The sequence below is a fragment of the Haloglomus halophilum genome, from assembly GCF_024298885.1.
Lineage (GTDB): Archaea > Halobacteriota > Halobacteria > Halobacteriales > Haloarculaceae > Haloglomus > Haloglomus halophilum.
The window spans coordinates 1118580-1142598 of record NZ_CP101166.1; the positions used below are offsets into that span (position 1 = coordinate 1118580).

A 24019-nucleotide genomic window follows, 5' to 3' on the forward strand; every position below is an offset into this window, starting at 1 on the left:
CTCCCGACGGATGCCGCCCCGCTACCAGTCGAATCGCTCGGAGTCGTCGGCGTGGCTCCGGACCCACAGCTCACCGATGCGCGATAATCTCGTCCGGTAGGATTTCCCGTGTGACTCCTGCTCGACGTACCCCTTCCCGCCCGGACCCAGCCGGTCGACGTTGTAGATGACCTTCGAGCGGAAGGCGTCGGTGTACTCCTCGCCGAGTTCGCGTGCGAGCGTCTGGGCCAGTTCCGACACCGACTCGAACTCGCCGTGCTCGCCCAGCGTGAACAGGATGAGCTCCTCGAACGGCTTCACGTTCGAGAACGACGCGACCGGCAGCTCGACGATGTGGGCATCCCCGATGCGTTTCGCGCCGATGGTCGTCCCACGCTCATCGAACTCGCCGAGCAGGTCGCGGGCGCTCTCCAGGCGCTCGCGCATCCGCTCGTCGGCCACGTCGTCGACGGCCCCGTCGTCCAGCAGGTCCTCCAGCAGGTCCGCCTGCGTCCGGAGCTCCTCCGCGAGCTCCGTCTCCAGGTACTTCTCGGGGACCGTGTAGTAGGTATGGATGCGGTTGCGGTCGCCCTCGCGCTCGACCATGATGGAGTGGGCGGCCGTCGCGAACGCGAACGACACTGTCCGGGGCATCGAGGAGACGTTGACCCACACCTCGGCGTCGCCCCGGTCGAGTTCGGCCTCGATGAGCGCGTACGCCGTCTCGAACGCCGCATCGTAGTCGTAGACGTCCTCGACGACGAACCGCTCCGTACTCGCCCCGAGCAGGTTCTGGAAGTCCTGCTCCAGCTTGGTCGCGAGCTTCCGCGAGTACTCCACGTTGGCCTCGCTCCCCACCGCCCCCTCCAGCAGGACGACCCGGTCGACATCGAGTTGATCGCGCACGAGCGGCGCGATGAGCCGGTCGTAGTCGAACCCGACCGGGACGATGTGCGTCTGCATACGTGGTACGTGGGCCGGCCGTTTATAAAAACCACCAGCCTTCTGACCATAGATACACACATCGCCGATGTGCGTCGTCGCGCCGTACCGGACTTCTTGAGATACATTGAAGTGGAGTCCAATAATTCTTCTGGACTCTGACACCTCAGGAAGGGCCTGGAGTGAGCTGCTCGACCTCCAGGCTCACTTGCCACTTCTCAGTTAGGGAGGAACCTGATGCACGAACCGAGGAGTTTGACCGAAAGCCCCACAGCATTGAGCGGCGAGTGCGAAGATGCCATAACAAACAAGTAACTTCGGTATAAGTTATTATTGTATGCAGAATCTCTCTGACCGACAGCTCGCGTTCCTCCAGCACGAGATGGAATCCGTAATCGAGAACGACAACCGGTCAGGCGCAGATCAGAAAGACGCCCGGGAAATCCTCACCCACGTTACCGACGAGTTGCACCACCGCGAGGACCAGCTGTTGGCCTGACTGCATTGAGGCGGGTGTGAGCAGAACTACCAGTCAACCGAGTATTCCTAAATGTGGTGTAATACAGAGATTCAAAGACTTAGAACCCTATCTTTAATTCCTCCAGTCAGAAAATTTATATTATTGGCGCTACTGAGTCTGATGTATGGCTCAGTCAAATCCTCACGATGCCAATCTGATTCCGAGTATCACCGAAGTCCCCGTCCCGGTTGACAGTCTGGAAGACCTCCAAAAATCCTACGTAGAAGCTGACTCTGAAGGAAAGAAAGCGATGCTCGAAGAAGCAGCCCTTGTCCATCTATTCGATGCAGAACCAATCCTCTGCCAGAAGGAGATAGATATGGAAGATATGGACAAAGAAACGCTTCGGGATATTGTGAACTCTCCGCTTGAAAACCGACTTGCGACCGAGATGGAGCGGGAACTGTTGGTCCGGGAAATGGACTGATTCGCGATCTCAATCCGGTTGCATTCCATCAAAGCAGTCAGGTGTCGTCAGCACTCTTGCTGCCCTTTTTGAGGTTCTCCCGGTACTGTGAAAGCGCCTCAGCCTGCTCGCGTAGTTCTTCATCCGTGGGTGCGTGGTGTTTCTCCTCGTCGAAGAATGGGAGTTCGTCCACGTCTGGAACGTCCATCACAACTCCCAGCTGCCGAATCTTCCAGTAGTTGTCGATGACCCATTCCTCACTGTGGTCCTCAACCGCTTTCAGGATGTACTCCGCCGCCTCCGGATAGTCTTCTTTGAGGTCGTCCGTCATACTGGCCCCTAATCCCTCAGAGAGGGCATAGATACGTACCATTTCCCCCTCGCCTCAATGCAGTCGGAATCTCAGAACCCCGGTACGGTACACTCCTCTGCGATAGCTATCGGCTTCAAATCCATCCGGTTATCAACTCCCGCTATTCTGCTCTAATCGTCGCTAACCAATGACGGATGATGGAGGCAGTCTGTTCGAAACGAGTCCCGAATCGACGCAACGTGAGGACGATGACCTCACTATGCAGAATCTCAGGGACGCTTTGTTCGAGGCCATCGATACCGCCTTTACTGAGAACCAGCGGACACTCATCGAAGCACTCCCTGCGATGGGGAAAAGCCACAATGTCGTAGAGTGGGCCGCTAAATCGGGGAAACCACTCACCGTTCTCACCTCCCGACACGGCCTCTACGACCAGTATTCCGATTGGGCAGAAGAATCCGAGCTATCCCATCTCCAGCTCCCATCGTTCCACAAGGACTGTCCGACTATGTCTGGTGAGGAAGGGGAGAAAGGTGAGATCGAGCAAGCAATTGGCGAGGTCTACCGAACAGGCATCACCGGCAAGCAGATCCACGAACACCCGGAACGCTACGTCGGCGAACCACTACCCTGCCAACAGGACGGCCGGTGTCCATACATCGAGAAGCGCGAGTTTGACCCAGCAGAGTACAATGTCCTCATCGGCCACTACCTCCAGGCCCACAATCCGAACTACATTGAGGAGCGGTACGTCGCCGTTGACGAATTCCCGCAGGATAGCTACCTGTTCACCCCATCACACGATACGGTCGCACGGGCTGTTAGCAGCTACTTAGAGAAGGAAGAAGACCTACCCTTCGATAACTGGAAAGAACTCTGGCGCAACACAGAGAATCCAGAAGCGCGGGAACAGTTTGAGGAGTGGAAGGATGAGGCCAGTAGCTACGACCCAAGAGAGACGCGGCTGTCGCATCAGAATTCTCCTGGTTATCACGCCCGGGCGCCGCTGATGATACGAGCAGCGTTCAATTTCGAACTCCTCGATAACCAGTGGGAGTATGCCGATCTTGGACAGGGACGAGTGGCCGTCCGGAGTCCAGAGGACGACTGGGCATTTCTCGTTCCACCACCATTCTACCTCGCTGAGAGTGTGATTGCGCTCGATGGAACACCGACTGTCGGGATGTGGCGGCTGGCTCTGGGAGGCGAGTACATCCAGCACGAGGAGATTCCAGACACCTACCAGAAGAAGCGCCAATACCTCAGAGAGTTGCTCGGGATGGAGATCGTTCAGACCTCGGCGGGCACCAAACCATATCATAGCGGGAATCACATCAATGTGGAATCGGATGGGGCGCTACTCGAAGCAGTTGACAACCGGCACGAGGAATCACCGAGCGTCATCACGACGACAGAAGCGGAAGAAGCGTACGAAGAAGCTGGAGTCTACGAATTCATCGACGAATCAGATCACTACGGCGCGGTCAAAGGGATGAACGACTACTCTGAGAAACGGCTTGGAGCCGTAATCGGAGCGCCACACCCGAACGAGAGCAAAACCATTGAGCGATGGGGCGCCCTCAATGGGGAAGCAGTAGGTAGGGTAGAAGACGAGGAGGGAATCAGCAAAGGGGAAAACCTGGATTTCGGTTCGCCATTCGGGAACGCTCTCTACCACCATTTCGTCCACAACGAAGTACTTCAGTCCGTACTCCGATTCGGACGTGAGGAAGATGATGACGGTGATAGGTGGGCACGCGTGTACGTTCACACCTCCTGTCTCCCAAAGTGGGTCCACCCGGAGTACCGGGTATCGGTCAAGACGTGGTCAGATGGGATGGAGGAGGTCGTGGAAACTATTCAAGAGATGGATGACTGGCCCAGTGGGGGGGTCACCAATAGCGAGATTGCGGAGCGTACCTCAATCACCGCCAGGCGAGTTCGGGACCTGATGAAAGAACTCAGCGAAATGGGATATGTGACATACCGCAGGGGAGGACGTGGGAATGCGTATCACTGGTCAGATATTTGCATAGAGGAATTCAATCGATTCGGGCACACGGAGATATGAGGTCTTTTTCGGAACTCTGACGTATAATCTATATACGTGAAATTTCCGGAAAACCTGGACCTGAATCGCTGGCCTATTCGGCTGGGCAATATTCGACTACGTTGAGGCGGAGGGGGGCAATATTCTAAACTGATAACCATTAGATAATATTACCCAATAATCTCCATCTGTTTTGATATCGCCTCGTCAACGTAGTCGGATACGGCCGCGCCCCACCATTCAAATATCTCCTTCTAAAAATACGTATGTGTTCGACGAAGAAAACACCAGAACACACCTGCTGAGTGCGGCGCTGGCGCTATTGTTGGTACTCTCAGGGTGTTCCACGGCTGACCTATCCGAGGAACCGAATGTAGCTCCTCCTGCTGGAGAGCAGATCGAGGAGCCGACTCCAACTCGGAATACAGCTCCACCGGAAGCGACGGCCCTGAACCTCTCAGAGTACGTCCATACCGAACGTGCCGGGGCTGGTCGGGCAGGCCTCACCTCGGAGCAACAGGCAAGAGTCCGGGAGACAGTCGTCTCGTTCTACAACCTCTCACGGAACCAGAGCAAGCGGCGGGAAGCCAGCCTCAATGCCGCAAACAAACTCTGTGAGTACGATAGAGGATTCAAGGGGCAGGCGAAGGCCTCCGCCCTCAAAGCAGGCGGTTCCACGGCTAAGACCACTACCCGACGACTGGACTTCGCAGCGCAGATAGTCATCGATGAGATGGGTGGTAGTGTCGAGCAGACAGGGTTCAACCAGTTGCGTGACGGCGTCGGGAAGGTCACGAAGTACGTTCCTCTCCTCGGGAGCTACAACGACCTCGCTCAGAAGGCCTGCCTCGCCTCAAAGGAGCGAACCAACGAGTCCATCGAGGAGTTCCACATTGCGGCGTTGATGTTCGGTGTTGACGCCGCCCTGGTGGCAGGGACGGTCTACTACCAGCCGGCCTTTGCAGGGACCCGGTTCGTCGCGAATAGCGCGAGTAAGCTCGGCCTCTACCGACTCCGCTACCTCTGCGGGAACCGGTGTTGGGCGCTTGCGATGAGCGAGGTTCACTGGGCTATGCGAGGGACGATGCTCGGCTTGACCAGCAATCTCGGGAGTAAGGCTGTGAAAATGGGAATCGAATTTTCCAAAGAGGATGTCCGGTTCGCATTGAGGGAGCAGGGGTACGACCCGGGGAAGTATCTCGCAAACTCTGATCTCGACTTCGGGAGGCTGTCCGAATGTGTATCGGATACTCGAAGCTCAGTTCGCACCGCCGTCAATGAAGTCGAAGACAGTGGAGAGAATGGAGGCATCGGACTCGGTGACGTGGCCGAGGAGGGTGAATCAGTACTAAATCAGGCCGGGAGCGCAGTTGAGAATCAGACCGTTGAATCAGCTCTCAACCAGGATTTACCCTCCAGAGAGGCTCTGAAAGAGGCCTGTCCCGGTGCAATTGCTGGTAAGGGGAAGTGACTTCCCCTCCTCAATGCAGTCTCCTACCTCGGGCTAACTACTCGCTTCCTGAACCTCCTCATAGACCGCCTGACGGAGATGGTTCGTAATCGCCTCCTGCACTTCGTCGTTGTCCATAAACTTCGCAAATAGCTCCTGATTCTGGTCCATCCGGTCGATGAACATATCGGTCAGAGCGTCATCGAATTCAAGCGAGAAGTTCTCCTCGCTGTTCATCCGGGCCGACTGGCGAAGGTGGTCATCCTCCAGAGCATCTTCCTTCAGCTGATCGAGGAATAGCTGGTCAGCCTCGGTGAAGTCGGTCCCCAATTTCTCGTTGATTTTCTCAATGATGGATGATAGTTCGACCTCCTCATCATCCCGTCCGCCAGTCCCTGTTTCAGTCGGTACGGAGACACCCTCCCCTCCAGCCCCGAGATCGATACCACCTTCCTCTGCCTTCTCCAGCCGGTAGTACTGTAGAGCCAACTCGTCGTTGAACTCCACACGCGGCCCGGTAGAATCTCGGGGGAGTTCCTTGTAGAGGAATCGGCCGAACGTGTAGAGCTTCTCCAACTCCGTATCCTCGTAGTTGACCACCTGCGACTGGAACTTGTAGAGTCGGAGGAATGACCGGAGCTTCGACCGGAAATCGTCCTGTTTCTCCTCGTCAGCTACCATAAATCGGTCGTGGGCCGGCTCAACGTGGCTGCTCAGTTTCGCGTGAGCTTTCTCCGTGCCCTTGTTCTCCGGGCTGAAGAACTCCTCCGCGAATTTGTCCACTTCCTGCTGCGTGAATATCTGGAGTCCCTTCAGCTCGTTCTCAAGCTGGTACAGGTGCTGCGGGTTCGAGGTTTCCTCAACGGTGGTCTTCTCGTAGTACGGCTGGAACGAGCTGAATATGTCCTCACGGTCGTTCTCGAAGTCAAGGACGAAGGTATCCTCTTTGCCGGGATGCGTCCGGTTGAGCCGCGATAAGGTCTGCACAGCTTGGACACCAGAGAGCCTCTTGTCCACGTACATCGTGTGGAGCAGCGGCTGGTCGAAGCCGGTCTGATACTTGTCGGCGACGACGAGAACCTGATACTCCGGGGTATCGAATTTACTCGGCAACTCCGATTCTTTGATACCGTCATTCATCCCCTTCTCGGTGTACTCCATCCCGTCGTCCTCGACGGTCCCACTGAACGCAACGAGCGCGTTGAGGTCGTATCCGTTCTCCTCAATGTGGTCGTCAATCGCGTTCTTGTATCGGACTGCGGCCTTCCGGGAGGAGGTGACAATCATGGCCTTCGCCTTACCGCCGATCTTGTGCTGGGTGTGATTGCGGAAGTGTTCGACGATGATCTCGACCTTCTGCGCGATGTTGTGGGGATGCAGCTTGAGAAACTTCGAGACGGCTTTGACGGCCTTCTTCTGGGGAACCTGCGGGTCCTCCTCGATGACCTTCGCAATATTGTAGAACGTCTCGTAGGTGGTGTAGTGCTGCAGCACATCGAGAATGAATCCTTCCTCGATGGCCTGTTTCATCGAGTAGAGATGGAACGGCTCCGGCTTGTCGCCATCTTCCGGGACGGTCCCGAATGCTTCCAGCGTCTTCCCCTTCGGAGTGGCCGTGAACGCGAAGAAGCTGAGGTTCTCCTGATTCCCCCGTGCCTCTGCACTCTTTGCCAATAGGTCCTCCCAGTCGTCGTCTTCGTCGATATCGCCACCGGAGAGTATCTGCTTCATCTCTTTCGCCATCTCCCCGGTCTGACTGCTGTGGGCCTCGTCAACGACAACAGCGTAGTCCCGTTCCGGGAGGCCCTGTGTGTGTTCGATGACGTAGGGGAACGTCTGGAGCGTCGTGATGACGACCGGCTTTCCCGCCTCCAGCGCCCCAGCGAGTTCCTGGGACTTCGACTGGTTCTCGCCCTTGATCGCTTCGACAACGCCGGTCTTGTGATCGAGTTCGTAGATCGTGTTCCGTAGCTGCTCGTCAAGGATTGTCCTGTCCGTGACGACCACTACCCCGTCAAAGACGTTCTCATCATTCTCGTCGTGGAGCGAGGTGAGGCGGTGGACGAGCCACGCGATGGACTTGCTCTTGCCACTCCCTGTTGAGTGCTGGATGAGGTAGTCTTCGCCAGCGCCCTGCACTTTCGCACTCGCCACGAGCTGGCGGACGCACTCCAGCTGGTGATAGCGCGGGAAGATTATCGTCTCCTTCTCTCCGACCTTGACGCCGTCCTGCCGAATCTCCTCCTCGTCAATGTGGATGAAACGCTGGATGATATCCATCCAGGAATCCTTCTCCCACACGTCTTCCCAGAGATAGGCCGTCCGGTGCCCGGACTCGTGAGGCGGATTGCCAGCACCTCTCTCGTGTCCCCGGTTGAACGGGAGGAAGTGGGTATCGTCGCCATCCAGTTCAGTCGTGTACTCCACCTCCCGCTTGTCGAGAGCGAAGTGAACTAGTGCCCCCCGTTTGAATCGAAGGACCGGCTCACCAGGGTCCCGATCTTGCTCGTACTGTCGCTTCGCGTCTTCGACAGTCTGGGCGGTGGATGGGTTCTTCAGCTCGGCCGTCGCGACCGGGATTCCATTGAGGGAGAGGGCAAGGTCGATGCTTTTCTTCGGCTCAGTCGTTGAGTAGTAGAACTGCTGTGTGACGCCAAGACGGTTGGCATCGTACCGTTCCTGTACCTCAGGATTGAGTCCTGTGTTAGGTTTGAACGCTGCGAGATCGATGGTGGTGCCAGTCGTTCGGAATCCGTGGCGGAGGACTTCCAACGTCCCCAGTCGTTCCAGAGCGCTCGTAAGCTCCTGGAGAAATCGCTGTTTGGCGTTACCCTTGTACGCCGTCTCCAGCTTCTCCCACTTGCTCGGCTGCGTCTCCTTGACGAACGAGACGACGACCTCCGGGAAAATTCCCCGCTCTTGGTCGAACTCCTCGGATGGCAGCCGTTCGTATCCCCCCTTCTCGACGAGGTGAGCAGCTATCGCGTCCTCAAAGCTGGCCTCGTCGTAGATGCCAGAACTCATAGAGTCGATTCTATTTCATCACCTCGTGACTCTTGCACATCAATCTGGCCCGTAACTGCAGCCGTAATCAACGCTTGCCGCTTCTCTTCGAGAAGGTCGATGGTTTGCCCCACCTTGTTGATAAGTTCCCATAACCGCTCCCTCTCGTGTTCAATATGATTTACAATCTCCCGTTGCTCCTCAAGCGGCGGAAGGGGGGTCTTGAAGGAGCGAATATCGGGCATATAGATAGTCTGGTGCGTGGACCCCTGCGTGAGCCGGTCGAACTCTTGGTCCATCGAGCGGAACACGTAGAGAAGGTATTCGGGGAGAATCTCATCCCCGCAGACCCAGTTGGCGAAGTCCTGTGAGGTCGCCATCTCCTTGCCCATAATGCCGGAAAATCCGACTGAGGCAGTCCGAGAGAGGAACACCGTCCCCTCGGGCAGGAGTCTCGCCCCCGAGTTCTCCAGCCCGAGTTGACTAATCTGGTTCTCCGTCTCGTCCAGGTACACCTTCCTGCCATCACGGAACGGCTTGATGTCTGAGGTCGTCACCCACGGGATGTCCGTGTCTTCCCAGTACTCATCGTTGGAGCGGCTAGGGGTGTGGCCTGACTCCAGACGGGCGATGAATCGAGTACGGACTACCTCCCAGTGTTCGGGCACTTCACCAATCCACCCAACACCACTTTGAGTCAGATTTGCATCATTATAGACCCCAGTAGTGACAGATTGATATATTCGGTTATTTAGTAATTCCTCGACCTCTGAGGACAATTTCGACAATTGCTCTGTCAGCTTCTCAGCCTTTCGCCTGTTATTGTCCAGTAAATCGGCTATCTTCTCTTGTTCATCGGCAGGTGGGATTGTAATCGTCTGCTCACTCAGTTTCTCCGTTGACAGGTGCTCAATTGTAGCTCTGTTTGCATCAGCAGACAATATACCCGACTTCTTTGCGAACTCCATAAAATGGGCAAAATATCGGGGGTCGTAGTCTTCGTAGCGGGGCCGTACTCTATGCAAAGCCATCTGAAAGAAACAATCCTTGTCACTCTCCAAGATGGCGCACCTCCCGGCTTCTCCACCCTCACATACAAGTATATCCCCTTCCCTTAGTTCGTACTTCCTCTGGTCGCTCGGCGGGAAATTCATCATCGCTAAATCGTCAGTATTTATATCCCACCATTTAACATCCTGGTTTCTTAGATATGGCCGCATATATCCTCCAGACTTATCTTCATTTTCCAATTTCTTGCCCAACTGTATGTCGTAGTGCCATCCAATCTTTCCTACATCCCAACTGTCTGGTACGCCAGAAAGCCAGCTTGGCGATGAATCTACCGGCATTATTCAGATATTGCTGTTGACCATTTCTTCTATCTGTGCCGCTAATCTCTGAATTTCTGATTCTATTTCGGAAGGATTTCGAACAGTAGAGTACTCAAAGAATTTCCTATCAAACGAGATTTCGTATCCCACAATCCCGGGCTTACCATCTTTCTCATCACAGTACTTGTTACTATCGTTGACCCAAGCATTCTCTAAATGTGGCTGTATTTTAGACTCAAAGTAGTCGTGAGCATCCGTGTTTAGCGGTATGCGTTCTCTACGTCGCAAATCGCTATCGTGTTCTGGGTTTCCGTTCCCATCACGACAGATCTCCGCATTGGGGTCCTGCTCACCAAACGCCCGTTCGATGGCGTTGTACACACTCTTCCGCACATCCAACCCCTTCATATTCAACTGCAACTCAACGTCGTTCATAAACACCTCACGGTCCATCCAGACCTTCTCGTGGTCCATCTCGGAGATCGCGTCCTTGATACCCTGTTGAATTTCCTCGTCGCGATTGGTGAAGGCCCGCTCGTCGTCGAGCGCCGCGATGTTCTCCTCGGAAACCTCGAACCGGAGCCTTAGCGCCTGGTCGATGACGATGCGGCGGTAGCCGAACTCCTCATTGTCCACGACCTTCGACCGGCCGTTGGCCTCCAGGTCGCCGAAGATACGCGTGATCTCGTTGATGTGCTCCTCGGTGAGCTTGTGTCGCTTCTCCCCAAGGCTCTCGTCCATCTCCTCGTACATCTCCCGGGCGTCGATGAGCTGGGTCTTCCCCTCACGATGCTCTGGCTTGTCGTTCGACAAGACCCAGATGTACGTTCGAATTCCCGTGTTGTAGAAGAGATTCTCTGGCAGGCCGACGATTGCCTCCAGCCAGTCATTCTCCAAAATCCAGCGCCGGATTGCCGACTCTCCGCTGTTCGGGCCTCCATTAAACAGGGGAGAACCGTTGAACACGATTGCAATCCGGGAGCCACCCTCCTCAGGTGGCTTCATTTTGCTAATCATATGCTGCAGAAACAACATCGAGCCGTCGTTTATACGGGGAGTTCCCGCCCCAAACCTACCCGCGTAACCCTGCTCTTCGTGTTCCTTCTCGATCTCTTCCTTGACCTTCTTCCACGAGACGCCGAACGGCGGATTAGAGAGCAGATAGTCGAACCGCTTGTCCGAGAATCCATCATTGGTGAATGAGTTTCCGTAGACGATGTTGTCTGGGTCCTGCCCCTTGATCAGCATATCAGAGTTGCAGACAGCGTAGCTCTCGGGGTTCAACTCCTGGCCGAAGACGTGGAGATTCGCGCCTTCATTGAGGGAGCGAACGTGGTTCTGAGCGACACTCAGCATCCCTCCAGTCCCACACGCGGGGTCGTACACAGTTCGGACAGCCCCCTGCTGGGTGAGTACCTCGTCGTCCTCGTCGAAGATGAGGTTCACCATCAGCTCGATGACCTCGCGCGGCGTGAAGTGTTCCCCAGCCGTCTCGTTGCTGAGTTCGTTGAACTTCCGGATTAGCTCCTCGTAGATGTACCCCATCTCCTCGTTGGGAACCGCGTCAGGGTGGAGGTCGATCTCGGCGAAGCTCTGCACGACCTGATAGAGAATCTCGGCCTCCTCCAGTCGCCGAATCTGGTGGTCGAAGTCGAACTTGTCGAAGATCTCCTTCGTCTCCTCGTCATAGGAGTTGATGTAGTACTGGAGGTTCTCGGCGATTTGGTCAGGATCCTTGCGGAGCTTGTCGAAGGTGTACTCGCTCGTGTTGTAGACCTCCTCTCCAGAGACTCGCTTGAGAGCCGGGGCGACGTTCTCGATGCCCTGCTCCTGGAGTTGCTCGTGCTTCTCCAGCACCTCCTCTTTGGTCGGCTCGGTCACACAGTCAAGTCGCCGGAGAACGGTCATCGGGAGAATGACCTTCTGGTATTCCGACTGCTTGTAGTCCCCCCTGAGAAGATCAGCGATAGACCATATGAAATCAGCCTTCTCGTTGAAATTATCGACCATCTACAGACTCCTTTCGCACCACGGTCTTATTCGCTGTGGTGGTCGCGCTGTGTCCGGGTTCTGGTCGTTCGCTTTGGGTAAGTTGTATCGGGAGAGTGAGATTCATCACAGCTATTGACGGGTTTACTTAGCAGCTTCCGACCGCGTTGAGGCGGAGGGAGGGAGGATGACTTCGGAACGAACTTCCCCGACTTGCGGTGTCTGACTCACGTTCTTGACTCCGGCAAGCAAGCAGAGAGTCAGAAGATCTCCTTTCTCCCTCGCACTGTGGGAGGGTTGACCGCCCGGAATGAGACTCCGTTGAGGGGGCGGTTGTCATCGGAGCGAAACCGAACCAGACTCAGCTCGTCTTCCCCCCCGCTCAACGGAGTCCCTAACCGCCTGGAAGCATCCTAATGGTGCATCCACCCACCCAATTATCTATAGTAATAAAATATTTATTTGACACTATTAGTGTGATATTGATGACTTCCCGTTGTTGGCCAGCCCGGCCCCCTCCCCCAGCCGCTACCCCGGCCGCTCCCCCGCCCGGACCCGGGGGCGGGCCTCGCGTACGCGACTATACTGTAGTTAGTATATATTATATAGTATATACTGTAGTAAGGAGATAGTAGAGATTGGCCAGTAATGTTGGGGAATACTACTTGATACCTGATTAACCCCAATACTCCCCCTCAACGTAGTCGAAAACAGTTAGGCTAAACCGGAAAGAGCGCGGGGGCGCGAGCGGCCGGCAGGGGGCGAGATCGAGGTGTGGTCTGTCGATTCCGAGAGCGGCGTTCTGAGCGTGCTTCGGAAATCGTGATGCGCACTACTTGGAACGGTGTAAAGTCGATGAGAAGGCCGAGATTTTCCGCCAGAGCGCCAAAATTTGTGCCGCCCTGCTTGGGTCCTGGCTGGCGGGGCTGAGAGCCGCAGATCGAGAGGCGAGGGAACCCCCCAGTTAGAACATTACCGGCCCTATATTTCATATATATTGGTAAGTTTGCGCAATAGAATGTGGCTCTGAGGTCAGGTCCGCCCCCTCAATTCGCCAATCATTCGCTGAAGTAATACGGGCCGTAAGGAGGCTGACGGAGTGGACGGTCGCCCCTCGCCCGCTCAACGCGGAGAGTCCACGCCGAGGTCAACCGGCGGATAATCCAGGGCGTCTGGCGAGATATGCTCTCGATGGTCGGCCATTCTCTGGGCCAGCTCTCCAGTGATTTCTGAATCCTCGAAGTAGTGGTCGAACAGGAACGCCAGCACCCGATAGATTTCGTGATAGTGACGCCAGTTGGTAAACCGCTGGTAGCCCAAGTGGGCCGAGTTGTTCCGGTGGACTCGAAGCAGGCGAAGAATCTGTCCGACCCGGGCGCGTTCCTCGTTCCCGAAACTCTCCGGGAGCTGGGGCATCACCCAAGAGATGCCCTCGTCAAGGCTCGGCGTTCTCCCCTCCTCAACGGAGGCCCGTTCCGCGAAGTAGTTCCAGTCCTCGCGCATCATCACTGCGTTGAGCGCGACTTCGGCCGCGATTGCAAGTAGCAGTAGATGGACCTCGTTCGGGGAGGCATCGCCCATCGTACTCCGGTCGCGAAGTTCTAGATGCTCGAAGCTCGCCTCAATCAGCGCCTCAGCTCTCCGGCAGAGTCGTTCGTGGGGCGGCTCGTCGAACTCGCCGTGGTTGCCCTGGTCGTAGTATTCCTCGACTTTGACCCACTCCTCGTGGAAGTTCTCAATCTCATCGATCTGCTGGCCGAGGTCGAGGTACTCGTCGGTCACTCTTGAGAGAAAACGAGAGGGTCAGTTGTCTCCACGTCTGCTATCGTACCATCCACGCTTGATTGTGACCAAGTCGTCAGTGTCGGTCAGTTCAGCGTAAACTAACTCCCCCAACTCCTCGGTGGTATCCCCATCGTGGTAGTACGCTTCGCAGGTCCCGTTTCGATTCACTGTGAAGTGGTAGTCGCCTCTGCCCTCTGCGTTCCCAGCACCTTTGGCTTCAACCCGATATACCTCGCCCTCTGTGTCTATATTGCGTACTGTCTTCGGGCGAGTCCGTTCGGTATCCTTCCCACCTTCAGCTTGCCACGCGAGGTAGTCTCCCGGTCCCAATCGCTCGACCAATTCTCGCAAGGAAGCCAGTTCTTCCGCCATATTTTATGATGAGATTCTATCACGAAAAGTCCTCTCCTCAGCAGAGTGAATCACAGAGTGAACGCGAACTCCTCCTGAATCTCCGTAGCCTGTCGTCGGAGATCGATTACGAGCGAAAGGACGGATAGGAACAGGAATCCCACGACGAATCCGATGAGGTGGCCGTAGACATTCGTCCCCGTCTCAACGTTGACCAGATTCTGGAAGGGTAGTATCAGGAAGAAGGCTATAGCGATGAACAGCAGTGTCTGGTACTCTGGAGTATCGATTAGGGTTCCCCACTCGCCTCGGGTGTCCCAGTAGAGCAAACCCGTGCCGAGAATGGCCAGAACAGAGAGTCCGATAACAGAAATCGATAGACCTCCCCAGCCAAAGAGTATCAGCGCCATTTCCACCGCAACGAGAACCAAGCTGTGGTGAAGGCGAATGTTCGAACTTACCTCTCGCCGCAGGAACGCGAAAGTCGCTACAGGAAGTAGACCAAGAAACGCCGCGTCAATGCCAGAGAATCCGTAGGTTCGAACGACACCTGACCCCTGGAGCGTCCAGACCGAGTACGCTGAGACAATCAGCGGCAGTACGGTCAGGAAGAATATGGTCGTCAGGTACAGCTCGCGCTCCCAGTTAGCGTAGATCGCCAGGGAAAGTAGGACCGCCATCAGGAGGACATAGTTCGCGATGTTCGCGACAAGGTGGCTGGTTCCACCGTGGACGAAGTTCGAGAGATACGCACCCCAGAGGGTAGGCGACTCAATGTGGAGGGTCAGCGAGTCCTGCACGGTCTGTGGGAGCGTTTCGATTGCGGCCAGGAGAGCAGGTAGAGCGACGAACAGCAGACCGAATTCGAGCATCGACGTTTCTGTCCACGTCCGCCTGACCACGTTGAGGAGGGGCAGGTTTCGAATTTTGTCCCTGGCTTTCTGTAGCATATAGTATGAAAACCATCTATCAAGAAAAAACCTGCCACGGTTCTCTCCCCTCAACGGAGAGGAAACAGCCAGAATCCCCTACACTCCCTCCAAGTACTCACGCCGCTGTTCGACTTTCACCTCCTCCGAGCGACGGTCATAGTGGGCTTCCAGCACGTCCGGGCTGACGTTCATCCGGTCGCTGACGACCTCGATGGGTACGTCCTCGGTGAGATGATACGTGATTGCGCCTCGACGCCAAGCGTGGGGACTCCGCGTTGAGGGGCAGACTGATGGAGCCTTTTCGGGAGGGTTCAGGGCCTGGCACTCGTCTGGGTCGCGTCCGTGGGGGCAGTGACCTCCGTTGTACCGGCAGGGGTGGGTCCCCCGGTAGCAGGTTGCCCGGATTGTCGGCTTTGAGACGCGGCCGTGCTTTGTCGTCAGGAGTGGGTCCCGCCCGTTTTCATCCATTACGTCCTCTCGATGATGCTGGATGTAGTCGTTGAGTACCTGGCAGGTGTCGTCACTCAACGCAATCAGACGTTCCCCGTCCTGCTTGTTCTTCAGCGGTGTTCCGTCCCGATGTTTGGCGAGCAGTCGTGCATTTTCGGGGTCATAGTCGCCGAGGTCGAAGGCTCGGAGAGTGCCGGTCCGTGCCCCGCACTTCCAGAGCAGCGTCAACGTAGTGTGCTGCCGGGAAGCGTAGTGGAACTGGCGGTAGTAGTCCAGAGCAGCCTCTGCCTGCTCCTCCTCAACCAGCACGTCCCGTTCCCGATCTCCGCGGTCGAGAGAGGGAGACAGCACCTTGCTGTGGAGGTCCTGTTCCACCGCATCGATGGATTCCGCGAAGCGAATGAACGCCCGGAGTGCGTCCATCTGCGCCTTCAGAGAGACGGGAGCGAGGTCGTCTTGCCGTGACTGCTTGAACCGGAGGATGTCGCGCCCGGAGAGTTCGTTCAGGTTCTCGATGCCGTCGGCCTCGCACCACTCAACGAAGTGGGTCAGTTTGTACCGATACGACTCCAGCGTTCCGTCCGCCAACTCGGTCTGACGATTGTTGAGGTAGAACTGTACGGCTTCGTCCGGCGAAATGGGTTCGAGCGAATTTGGCATTCTCAGGCTCCGAAGCCCGGCCTGAGCGCAGCGACACCGTCGAGCCGGTCGTAGTCGAACCCGACCGGGACGATGTGCGTCTGCATGGGCGATTCTTCGCCGGACCGGGTGAAAAGCCGTCGGGTGTCGAGAGGGCGCCGGCTCGACCGATGTCTGACGAACGTACTCGTACCTCCAGCCACATGGCGGGCGTATGCAGGACGCACCCGGCGTCAACTGTGGCTGTGGCGACGAGTCGACCCGCCGCGAACGGGCCAGCGTGTGCACGGACTGCGGGAGCCACAAGGAGTGGGTTTCGCACGGCCCGAGCGCCGTCGTGTTCGAGTGCCCCGACTGCGGCTGACGGGGAGGCAGACTCGCCGACTCAGTAGACGCGGGTCCCGTCGGGCACCTCCCGCTCCGGCTGCAGGTGGACCACGTCGCCGTCCCCGTCGTCGACGCCGACCACGAGACACTGCGATTCGAACCCCGCGATGGTGACGGCCCCGAGGTTGACGACGGCGACGACCTGTCGACCCTCCAGTTCGGCCGTCGTGTAGTTGTCCGTCAGGCCGGCCGCCGACTGGCGGACCTCGGAGCCGAAGTCGACCTCCAGTTTGTACACGTCCTTGCGCGCTTCCGGGAACTCCGCGACCGAACGGACGGTGCCGATGCGCATCTCCACGTCCTCCAGGAACCTCTCCGGGTCGATATCCGCTTCCTCGATGCCCATGCCCGCGGCGTCGCGGAGTCGGCACAAGAGCGTTCGGGCGACGGCAGGGGAGCCTGGCCTCGGACCCACGAGCCGTGATTCTCGCGGCGAGGGCATCGTGCCGACCCTTTTAAGCGTTCGGTGCATGACGAACAGTTGCACATGGGGCCACTCATGGGCGCATCACCATCCAGCGGTTCATCAGCACGCGGTTCACCAACACGCGGTTCGCCGAGACGCGGTTCACCAACCAGCCCCACACCGGGGCAGTTCGCACATGCCGGATACAGCCAAGTACCTCATCCACGCACGCATCAGCGCCGACGGAGTGGTCGAACGGAACGACGTCGTCGGGGCGGTCTTCGGCCAGACCGAGGGCCTCCTGGGCGACGACCTCGACCTCCGGGACCTCCAGGAGTCCTCGAAGGTCGGCCGCATCGACGTCGAGATCGACTCCGAGGGCGGCCAGTCGTTCGGCCACCTGACCATCGCCACCAGCCTCGACAAGGTCGAGACGGCCATCCTCGCCGCGGGGCTGGAGACCATCGACCGGGTCGGGCCCTGCCGGGCCGACCTCGAGGTCACCAGCATCGAGGACGTCCGGGCTGCCAAACGCCGCGAGGTCGTCGACCGGGCGAAGGAGCTGCTGGGCGAGGCGTTCGAGGGCGCGATGATGTCCTCGGAGGAACTCGTCGAGGAGGTCCGCCGCTCCATCCGGGTCGAGGACATGGCCGAGTACGAGGGCTACCCGGCCGGCCCCAACGTCGGCGATAGCGACGCCGTCATCGTCGTCGAGGGGCGCGCGGACGTGACCCAGCTGCTGAGCTACGGCATCAAGAACGCCGTCGCCGTCGAGGGGACGAACGTCCCCGAGAAGGTGGCCGACCTGACCCGGCACCGGACCGTCACGGCCTTCCTCGACGGCGACCGCGGTGGGGACCTCATCCTGAAGGAACTGGTCCAGGTCGGCGAGGTCGACTACGTCGCGTTCGCCCCCGAGGGCCAGTCCGTCGAGGACCTCTCGCGCCACGAGGTGATGGCCGCGCTCCGGGACAAGGTCCCCTACGAGACCATCGCCGACCGCGCGGACGGGGCGGCCCACGAGGTCGCCGCCACGGACGGGTCGAGCCGGCCCGCCCCCGGCAGCGACGACGCGGCCGGCACGACGCCCGCCCCGGACACGCCGCCGACAGCCCCGTCCCCGCCGGACGAGTCGGTTCCGGAGGCACCGGCGGATCTCGAAACGGGGCCACCCGCGAACGAGCGGGCGACCACCGAGGTCGGCCAGTCACCCGCCGCCGGCCCGGACACGGACGAGGCGAGTGGCGCCGGTTCGGCGGCCAGCGAAGGAGTGGCCGGCGAGGAAGCTGCCGACGCCGAAGCGACGACCGACACCGAAGACGCGACCGACGACGACACCGAGGCCGAGGTAGAGAGCGACACCGACGAACCGGAGACGCTCCGGGGGCACGTCCGGGCCGCCGTCGGTACCGGCGAGGTCCGGCTGCTCGACCGGGATTTCGGAGCGGTCGCGGTCGCGCCCGTCGACGAGGCGTTCGACCGCGTGGAGGACGCCGACCCGGTTCCGACCGCCGTCGTTCTCGACGGCGAACTGAGCCAGCGCCTCCTCGACGTGTGCGCACAGCGGGGTGTCGACCAGGTGGTCGCGTCCACACTCGGCGACCTCGTCAAGCGGCCGACCGGCGTCCGCGTCCGCACCATCGACGACCTACTCGAGGTCGCGGACCAGTAACACGCCGTCGGCCGGGGCGGGGCCGTCGGCGTCCTCGTCCCCGTAGTACCCCGGCAGTTCCTCGACCGCACGGAAGCCCAGCGACGCGTAGAACGACCGCGCGGCCTCGTTGTCGGCCCGGGTGGTGAGCCGCAGTCGCTCGCGGTCCGGGTGACGGGCGGCCACCGCGGCCAGCAGCCGGCCGCCGTGCCCCCGGCGCCGATGGCCCGGGGCCACGGCCAGCTCCGCGACGTACACCGACGCCTCGTCGGCCGTGAACAGCGCGTAACCGACCGGGTCCGGGGCGGCGACGACGCCGCCGGACGCGACCGGGCCGTCGACCGCGACCAGCGCGAGTCCCGCGCGGACGGCGTTCCGCAGTAGCGTCCGCTGTGGGTCGGGGAACGCCGCTGCCTGGATGGTCAGCAGCCGCGTGCGGTCCTCGTCCCGGGCGGCGCGAACCGTCGGGGCCGCCGCCGGCACGTGCGCGTCGGGGTCGTCGCTCATACCAGTCCCAGCGCGAGTGCCGCGCTGACGATAGCGCCGGCGAGCGTGGCGAGCAGGTTGACCCCCTGGTTGCCGAGCACCGGCCCCTCCAGCGTGGCCCCGAGCAGGCTGTCGGCGAGCGTGCCGACGAACCCACCCACGACGACGATGCCGGCCGCGACCGGACCCAGCTCGAAGAAGACCGCGGCGATGCCCGCGATGATGCCGGCCCCGGCGAGCCCCGCGACCTGGCCCTGCCAGGTGACCGCGCCGTCGGTGCCGGGCTCGACGCGTTCGAACGTGGTGACCAGCCGCGGCTCGTCGAAGAGCCCGCCGATCTCGCTGGAGAGCGTGTCGGCCATCGCGGTGGCGACGCTGCCCGCGAACGCGTACCGGAACAGTTCGGGCGGCATCCCCACCCGCGCGGAGGCCGCGAACAGGACCACGGCGACCAGCGCGACCGCCGAGTTGGCGAGGACGTTCCCACCGCCGCGGGCGCCCTCGTTGTCCTCGGCGATGCCGCGTGCGGCCTTCTCCTCGTAGCGGAACTTCGAGGAGAGGCCGCCGAGCCCGAAGAACGTTATCAGGAGCGCGAACCAACCGTAGCCGCCGAGGACGATGGCCAGCAGCGCCAGCAGCACGCCCGTCAGCATCCCGGTGAGCGAGGCGGTTCCGAGCGCGAACGCGACGTAGCCCAGCAGCGCGGAGACACCGATACCGACGCCGACGCGTACGGTGGGCGCGGCGATGCCGAGTTCGAGGAAGCCCCACAGCAGCAGTGCCACGGAGACGAGGACGAGCGGGTCGTCACGCTCGAACAGCGCGGCCCGCAGGAGCGCCGCCGCGAGCGCGGCGACCGCCGCGAGGAAGGCGACGAGCGGGAGCGCGAGCCGGCCGCCGGCGATCTCGCCCACGGCGAGGAAGGCCGCCACCGCAGCCACCAGCCCGCCGAGCGTGAACCCCGTCGTCACGGCGAACTGGTCGGTCGTCCGGAGCCGGACGAGTTCGGCGGTCACGTTCCCGACGACCAGGGTGGCCACGCTGCCGACGAACGCCGTCGGCGGGAGGCCGAACTGCCGGAGGGGGACCAGCAGCGCGAGGCCCGCGCAGGCGAAGGCAAAGGCCGCGAGGCCGAACAGCCGGCCCTCCTCGTAGTCGCCGGGACGCGCCAGCAGGTCGAACAGCGGCCCCTCGTCGACGACGTACAGCGCGGCCAGGCCGACTGCGACGAAGGGGAGTGCCGCAGCACCGGCGGTGGTCAGGGGGTCGAGCCCCCGTCCGGCGAGTACCGGCACCACCAGCGCCAGCGAGCCGACGAGGGCGTACGCCCCCGCCCGCCGCACGTTCCCCGTCACGACCCGCCCGTTCCCGCGACGCGCACTTAACGCTCCCGAAGGGGGTGGTGCGACGCACCAGCTTCCGAAAGGGGTGCGACGGACCACCTTACAACAGGCTGGTCCTCCCGACCAGCTGCCGAAGCGGTTGCCCATCGACCGGCGGCTGACGGACCCCGACAGCCGGCTATTCCGCGACGAACGTGACGCCGGTGATATCGAACCGGGCGCCGCCGTCTGTGCCCTCGGTGGCGCGGATCGCCCAGCCGTGGGCGTCGGCCACCTGCTTGACGATGGTGAGGCCGAAGCCGGTCCCCTCCTCACCGGTGGAGTAGCCGGCGGCGAACACGTCGTCGCGCGCCGCCGCCGGGATACCGGGACCGTCGTCCTCGATATAGAAGCCGTCGTCCAGCGTACCGACGGTGACGGTCACGTCGTCACCGCCGTGTTCGAGCGCGTTCCGCAGCAGGTTCTCTATGAGCTGCCGGAGGCGGTCGCGGTCGGCCTCGATGGTGACTCCGGCGGGGTTCTCGTCGGCGAAGCGAAGCTCGGCCTGGTCCGCCTCGTCCGCAACCAGCTCCCACGCGGCGTCGACGACGCCCTGGACCGCGACGGCGTCCATCGACCCGACCTCCCGCCCCTTGCGGGCCAACCAGAGCACGTCCTCGATGATGCGCCCCATCCGGTCGACCGCGGTGTCGATGGCGTCCAGGTGCTCGCTGTCGTACTCCGCCCGCGCCATCTCCAGCCGGCCCTCGACGACGTTCAGGGGGGTCCGGAGGTCGTGGCTGACGACGCCGGCGAACTCGTCGAGCCGGTCGCGTTCCCGCTGGACGGCCTGCTCGCGCTCGACCCGCTCGGTGATATCCCGGCTGTTCGTCACGATGCCCCCGATGGCGTCGTGGTCGAGCTGGTTCGTGCCGTGGACCTCGAGCCAGCGCCACTCGTCGTCGGCCGCCCGGAACCGACACTCGACGGTGACCGTGGAGTCGGGGTCGGAGACGAGATCGGTGAACGCCGCACGCATCCGTGGCACGTCGTCGGGATGGATGAGGTCGAACCCGTCCTGGCCGACCAGCTCTGACTGCTCGTAGCCCAGGACCCGTTCGACGGCGGGGCTCTGGTACTCTATCACCCCCGACCCGTCGAGCACGGTGATGATATCGGTCGACTCCTTGAGGTACGCGCCGTACTGCTCCAGTTCGCGCTCCCGCTGTTTCCGCTCGGTGACATCACGGTCCGAGATGAGGAGGGAGACGACATCCCCGTCGTCGTCCGTGACCGGTCTGAACACACCCTCTATCGTGTAGGGCTCGCCGTCGGGCCGCACGAGATCGGCCTCGAACTCGACGTACTCGCCCCGCAGCGCGCGGTCGATCCACTCCCGGACCTCCTCCTGGACGGACGCCGAATGGGCGAACCACGGCGTCTCCCAGAACGGCGTGCCCACGAGCTCGTCCGTCGTGACATCGACGTACTCCATCGCGGTCCGGTTGATGTCGAGCACGGTCCCGTCCGTGTCGAGCAGCCCGACGAGGATGTTCGGGTCGTCGAAGACCGCCTGATAGCGGCGTTCGGTCCGGCTGAGCTCGCGCTCGCGCTCCTTGCGGTCGGTGATGTCCTGCTGGAACCCGACGTAGTTCACGACCGTCCCGTCCTCGTCACGCACTGGGGCGATGGAGACGCGGTTCCAGAACTCGGTCCCGTCCTTCCGGTAGTTCCGGAGCTCGACCGTCACGCGGCGTTCCTCGCCGATCGCCTCCCGCATCGCGGCGACCGGCTCGGGGTCGGTGTACTCCCCCTGGAGGAGCCGACAGTTCCGCCCGCGGACGTCCGCCTCGGAGTACCCCGTCAGTTCCTCGAACCGGTCGTTCGCGTAGATGATCGGGTTGTCCTCCCGCGTGGGGTCGGAGATGGTGATGCCGACCGGCGCCTCGTCCATCGCCCGCTCGTTCCGGTGGAGCTCCTCCTGGCGCTCCTTGCTGTCGGTGATATCGCGGGCGACGCCGACGACCCCCTCGACGGCGCCGTCGACCAGCAGCGGGGTCAGCTGGTACTCCAGCACGGCGTAGCCGTGTCCGGGGAACTCCGCCTCGACCTCGCCGGAGAGCTGCTCGCGCCGCCCGTCGAGGAGCGCCCGATACGGGTCCTCGTCGCCCCGCTCCCGGATCGATGGGATGAGGTTGCTCGTCTCCCCTTCGAGCGCCTCCCGTGTCGTGTCGTACCAGTCCGCCAGGTACTCGTTCACCACCACGAACCGGCCGTCCGCGTCGTAGATGCAGGCGGCCTCCTGCATCGAGTTGATCATGTGCTCGTACCGGCGCAGGTCACGGTTCCGCTCGGCGAGCGCCCGCCGTGACCGGTACGACTCGACGGCGTTGGTGATCCGGTTGGCGAGGACGGTGTACTGGTCGATGCCGCTCTCCTTCTGGAGGTAGTCGGTGACGCCCGCCGAGATGGCCGCGGACGCGACCTCCTCGCTCCCCTTCCCGGTGTAGAGGATGAACGGGAGGTCGGGGAACTCCCCCCGGACCGCCTCGAGGAACGCGATGCCGTTCCGGCCGGGCATATCGTAGTCCGAGACGATGCACTCGATGTCGTGGGCGGCCAGCACGTCCAGCCCCTCGTCGGCACTCGTCGCGGTCCGGACCGTGAGCCGGTCGTCCTCGCGTTCGAGATACGTCGCGACCAGATCGGCCAGGTCCGGCTCGTCGTCGACGTGGAGGACGTGAACCGTATCATCGATGGCGCTCATTCGAATCCTCGGAAACTGGTCGGTATCAGCGGCGCTGACGGATAAGTGATGGCCCATAGTCGGGGGACGGACGGCCGATGCCCCACATCCGGTGCATCCCACGCCCGGCGCACCCCACGTCCGGCGCCCGTCCCCTGCGCCAGGGTGTGAGCCGCCCGACCGTATCACTCCGACCCGGAAGCACACGGTTTACGGCCGGCGGTGGCTACCCCCGGGTGTGGGCATCTACGACCGGTATCTCGAGGCGCGGGTCAGGATGAGCGACGCCGACCGGCCCGCTCACGTCGCGCTGGTCATCACCGAGCGGGACCTGCTGGAGCCGGGGGCCTACGGGACGCTCGCGGACTTCTTCGGCTGGGCGTTCGACCTCGGCGCCGAACGCGTCACCGTCTACGTGAGCGTCATCGACGAGGACGCCGTCCCGACGCTACGTCGGGCGTTCGACGAGGTCGAGGCCCCTCGCGAGGTCGCGGTCCGAGGCCCGGGCGACGAGGAGCGGGCCGACGCGCCCATCCGCGTCTCGATGGGGCTGGGCGGCCGAGACGAGTTCGCCGCCGCCGTCCGGGGCGTCGCCGAGGAGGTGCAGGCCGGCGACCTCGACCCCGAGGACATCACCGAGGCCGACATCGAGGACCGACTCGTCTTCCCCGAACCGCCGGATGTCGTCCTGAAGACCGGCGCAGAGCGCCTCTCCGATTTCATGATCTGGCAGTCCGTCTACTCGGAACTCTACTTCACGGACGTCAACTGGCGGGACTTCCGCTACCGCGACTACCTCCGGGCAGTCCGGGATTTCCAGGAGCGCCAGCGGCGGTTCGGCCGGTAGGTGGGGTAGTAGCTGCATCCGGGAACTCTGAAGT

The 24019-nt window shown here is 60.9% G+C and carries 20 protein-coding genes; 7 read left to right on the forward strand and 13 right to left on the reverse strand.

Annotation, left to right across the window (positions count from 1 at the left end):
- Nucleotides 1-21: 21 nt before the first annotated feature.
- Nucleotides 22-942 (reverse strand): HFX_2341 family transcriptional regulator, encoded by a 921-nt coding sequence (locus NL114_RS05535; protein WP_254823800.1) that lies wholly within the window; start codon nt 940-942, stop codon nt 22-24.
- Nucleotides 943-1258: 316 nt separating this feature from the next.
- Between NL114_RS05535 and NL114_RS05540 the strand changes: the two genes are divergently transcribed.
- Both NL114_RS05540 and NL114_RS05545 read left to right on the forward strand, forming a co-directional pair.
- Nucleotides 1259-1420, forward strand: a complete 162-nt coding sequence (locus tag NL114_RS05540; RefSeq protein ID WP_254823801.1) for a hypothetical protein — start codon at nt 1259-1261, stop codon at nt 1418-1420.
- Between the two features lie 145 nt (nt 1421-1565).
- A complete protein-coding gene (locus NL114_RS05545) occupies nt 1566-1868 on the forward strand; it encodes a hypothetical protein (RefSeq protein WP_254823802.1) in 303 nt (100 codons plus the stop codon).
- Between the two features lie 37 nt (nt 1869-1905).
- Here the strand turns inward: NL114_RS05545 and NL114_RS05550 are convergent, their stop codons facing one another.
- Complete coding sequence (locus NL114_RS05550; protein ID WP_254823803.1) at nt 1906-2178, reverse strand: DUF8110 family protein; 273 nt, start codon at nt 2176-2178, stop codon at nt 1906-1908.
- A gap of 169 nt (nt 2179-2347) precedes the next feature.
- Here NL114_RS05550 and NL114_RS05555 point away from each other — a divergent pair, with 169 nt between their 5' ends.
- Complete coding sequence (locus tag NL114_RS05555; RefSeq protein WP_254823804.1) at nt 2348-4231, forward strand: helix-turn-helix transcriptional regulator; 1884 nt, start codon at nt 2348-2350, stop codon at nt 4229-4231.
- Between the two features lie 247 nt (nt 4232-4478).
- Nucleotides 4479-5681 (forward strand): hypothetical protein, encoded by a 1203-nt coding sequence (locus NL114_RS05560; protein WP_254823805.1) that lies wholly within the window; start codon nt 4479-4481, stop codon nt 5679-5681.
- 33 nt (nt 5682-5714) lie between these two features.
- On the opposite strand, the gene NL114_RS05565 is transcribed toward NL114_RS05560, so the two are convergent.
- The 7 genes from NL114_RS05565 to NL114_RS05595 all read right to left on the reverse strand — a co-directional run bounded on the left by NL114_RS05565 (nt 5715) and on the right by NL114_RS05595 (nt 16161).
- On the reverse strand, nt 5715-8684 hold the full coding sequence (locus NL114_RS05565) for a type I restriction endonuclease subunit R (protein ID WP_254823806.1): 2970 nt from the start codon (nt 8682-8684) through the stop codon (nt 5715-5717).
- Nucleotides 8681-10012, reverse strand: a complete 1332-nt coding sequence (locus NL114_RS05570) for a restriction endonuclease subunit S (protein WP_254823807.1) — start codon at nt 10010-10012, stop codon at nt 8681-8683. The genes NL114_RS05565 and NL114_RS05570 overlap by 4 nt, the downstream gene beginning before the upstream one ends.
- A gap of 3 nt (nt 10013-10015) precedes the next feature.
- Nucleotides 10016-12004: a type I restriction-modification system subunit M gene (locus NL114_RS05575; protein ID WP_254823808.1), complete on the reverse strand. Its 1989-nt coding sequence runs from the start codon at nt 12002-12004 to the stop codon at nt 10016-10018.
- 1101 nt (nt 12005-13105) lie between these two features.
- A complete protein-coding gene (locus NL114_RS05580) occupies nt 13106-13765 on the reverse strand; it encodes a hypothetical protein (protein WP_254823809.1) in 660 nt (219 codons plus the stop codon).
- Between the two features lie 21 nt (nt 13766-13786).
- Nucleotides 13787-14140, reverse strand: a complete 354-nt coding sequence (locus NL114_RS05585; RefSeq protein WP_254823810.1) for a hypothetical protein — start codon at nt 14138-14140, stop codon at nt 13787-13789.
- A 50-nt stretch (nt 14141-14190) separates the two neighbouring features.
- Nucleotides 14191-15069, reverse strand: a complete 879-nt coding sequence (locus NL114_RS05590) for a hypothetical protein (RefSeq protein ID WP_254823811.1) — start codon at nt 15067-15069, stop codon at nt 14191-14193.
- A 78-nt stretch (nt 15070-15147) separates the two neighbouring features.
- A complete protein-coding gene (locus tag NL114_RS05595) occupies nt 15148-16161 on the reverse strand; it encodes a tyrosine-type recombinase/integrase (RefSeq protein WP_254823812.1) in 1014 nt (337 codons plus the stop codon).
- Between the two features lie 193 nt (nt 16162-16354).
- Between NL114_RS05595 and NL114_RS05600 the strand changes: the two genes are divergently transcribed.
- Nucleotides 16355-16504, forward strand: a complete 150-nt coding sequence (locus NL114_RS05600) for a hypothetical protein (RefSeq protein WP_254823813.1) — start codon at nt 16355-16357, stop codon at nt 16502-16504.
- Between the two features lie 21 nt (nt 16505-16525).
- On the opposite strand, the gene NL114_RS05605 is transcribed toward NL114_RS05600, so the two are convergent.
- Nucleotides 16526-16873, reverse strand: a complete 348-nt coding sequence (locus NL114_RS05605) for a tRNA-binding protein (protein WP_254823814.1) — start codon at nt 16871-16873, stop codon at nt 16526-16528.
- 256 nt (nt 16874-17129) lie between these two features.
- On the opposite strand from NL114_RS05605, the gene dnaG reads away from it, so the two are divergent.
- On the forward strand, nt 17130-18605 hold the full coding sequence (gene dnaG, locus NL114_RS05610) for a DNA primase DnaG (RefSeq protein ID WP_254823815.1): 1476 nt from the start codon (nt 17130-17132) through the stop codon (nt 18603-18605).
- Here the strand turns inward: dnaG and NL114_RS05615 are convergent.
- From NL114_RS05615 to NL114_RS05625, 3 genes are all read right to left on the reverse strand, one after another.
- Nucleotides 18582-19091: a GNAT family N-acetyltransferase gene (locus NL114_RS05615; RefSeq protein WP_254823816.1), complete on the reverse strand. Its 510-nt coding sequence runs from the start codon at nt 19089-19091 to the stop codon at nt 18582-18584. The genes dnaG and NL114_RS05615 overlap by 24 nt on opposite strands.
- Entirely contained in the window at nt 19088-20425 is a 1338-nt protein-coding gene (locus tag NL114_RS05620; RefSeq protein ID WP_254823817.1) for a DUF92 domain-containing protein, read from the reverse strand. The genes NL114_RS05615 and NL114_RS05620 overlap by 4 nt, the downstream gene beginning before the upstream one ends.
- A 166-nt stretch (nt 20426-20591) precedes the next feature.
- Nucleotides 20592-23159: a PAS domain S-box protein gene (locus NL114_RS05625; RefSeq protein ID WP_254823818.1), complete on the reverse strand. Its 2568-nt coding sequence runs from the start codon at nt 23157-23159 to the stop codon at nt 20592-20594.
- Nucleotides 23160-23376: 217 nt separating this feature from the next.
- Here NL114_RS05625 and NL114_RS05630 point away from each other — a divergent pair, with 217 nt between their 5' ends.
- The gene (locus NL114_RS05630) at nt 23377-23985 is read left to right on the forward strand and encodes an undecaprenyl diphosphate synthase family protein (protein ID WP_254823819.1); all 609 of its coding nucleotides are present in this window, start codon (nt 23377-23379) and stop codon (nt 23983-23985) included.
- Nucleotides 23986-24019: the final 34 nt, after the last annotated feature.

Excerpts from the sequence above, each read along its gene's own strand:
- NL114_RS05535 (WP_254823800.1), bottom strand. The coding sequence starts at position 942 with ATGCAGACGCACATCGTCCCGGTCGGGTTCGACTACGACCGGCTCATC.
- NL114_RS05540 (WP_254823801.1), top strand. The coding sequence starts at position 1,259 with ATGCAGAATCTCTCTGACCGACAGCTCGCGTTCCTCCAGCACGAGATG.
- NL114_RS05545 (WP_254823802.1), top strand. The coding sequence starts at position 1,566 with ATGGCTCAGTCAAATCCTCACGATGCCAATCTGATTCCGAGTATCACC.
- NL114_RS05550 (WP_254823803.1), bottom strand. The coding sequence starts at position 2,178 with ATGACGGACGACCTCAAAGAAGACTATCCGGAGGCGGCGGAGTACATC.
- NL114_RS05555 (WP_254823804.1), top strand. The coding sequence starts at position 2,348 with ATGACGGATGATGGAGGCAGTCTGTTCGAAACGAGTCCCGAATCGACG.
- NL114_RS05565 (WP_254823806.1), bottom strand. The coding sequence starts at position 8,684 with ATGAGTTCTGGCATCTACGACGAGGCCAGCTTTGAGGACGCGATAGCT.
- NL114_RS05570 (WP_254823807.1), bottom strand. The coding sequence starts at position 10,012 with ATGCCGGTAGATTCATCGCCAAGCTGGCTTTCTGGCGTACCAGACAGT.
- NL114_RS05575 (WP_254823808.1), bottom strand. The coding sequence starts at position 12,004 with ATGGTCGATAATTTCAACGAGAAGGCTGATTTCATATGGTCTATCGCT.
- NL114_RS05585 (WP_254823810.1), bottom strand. The coding sequence starts at position 14,140 with ATGGCGGAAGAACTGGCTTCCTTGCGAGAATTGGTCGAGCGATTGGGA.
- NL114_RS05590 (WP_254823811.1), bottom strand. The coding sequence starts at position 15,069 with ATGCTACAGAAAGCCAGGGACAAAATTCGAAACCTGCCCCTCCTCAAC.
- NL114_RS05595 (WP_254823812.1), bottom strand. The coding sequence starts at position 16,161 with ATGCCAAATTCGCTCGAACCCATTTCGCCGGACGAAGCCGTACAGTTC.
- NL114_RS05600 (WP_254823813.1), top strand. The coding sequence starts at position 16,355 with ATGCAGGACGCACCCGGCGTCAACTGTGGCTGTGGCGACGAGTCGACC.
- NL114_RS05605 (WP_254823814.1), bottom strand. The coding sequence starts at position 16,873 with ATGGGCATCGAGGAAGCGGATATCGACCCGGAGAGGTTCCTGGAGGAC.
- dnaG (WP_254823815.1), top strand. The coding sequence starts at position 17,130 with ATGCCGGATACAGCCAAGTACCTCATCCACGCACGCATCAGCGCCGAC.
- NL114_RS05615 (WP_254823816.1), bottom strand. The coding sequence starts at position 19,091 with ATGAGCGACGACCCCGACGCGCACGTGCCGGCGGCGGCCCCGACGGTT.
- NL114_RS05625 (WP_254823818.1), bottom strand. The coding sequence starts at position 23,159 with ATGAGCGCCATCGATGATACGGTTCACGTCCTCCACGTCGACGACGAG.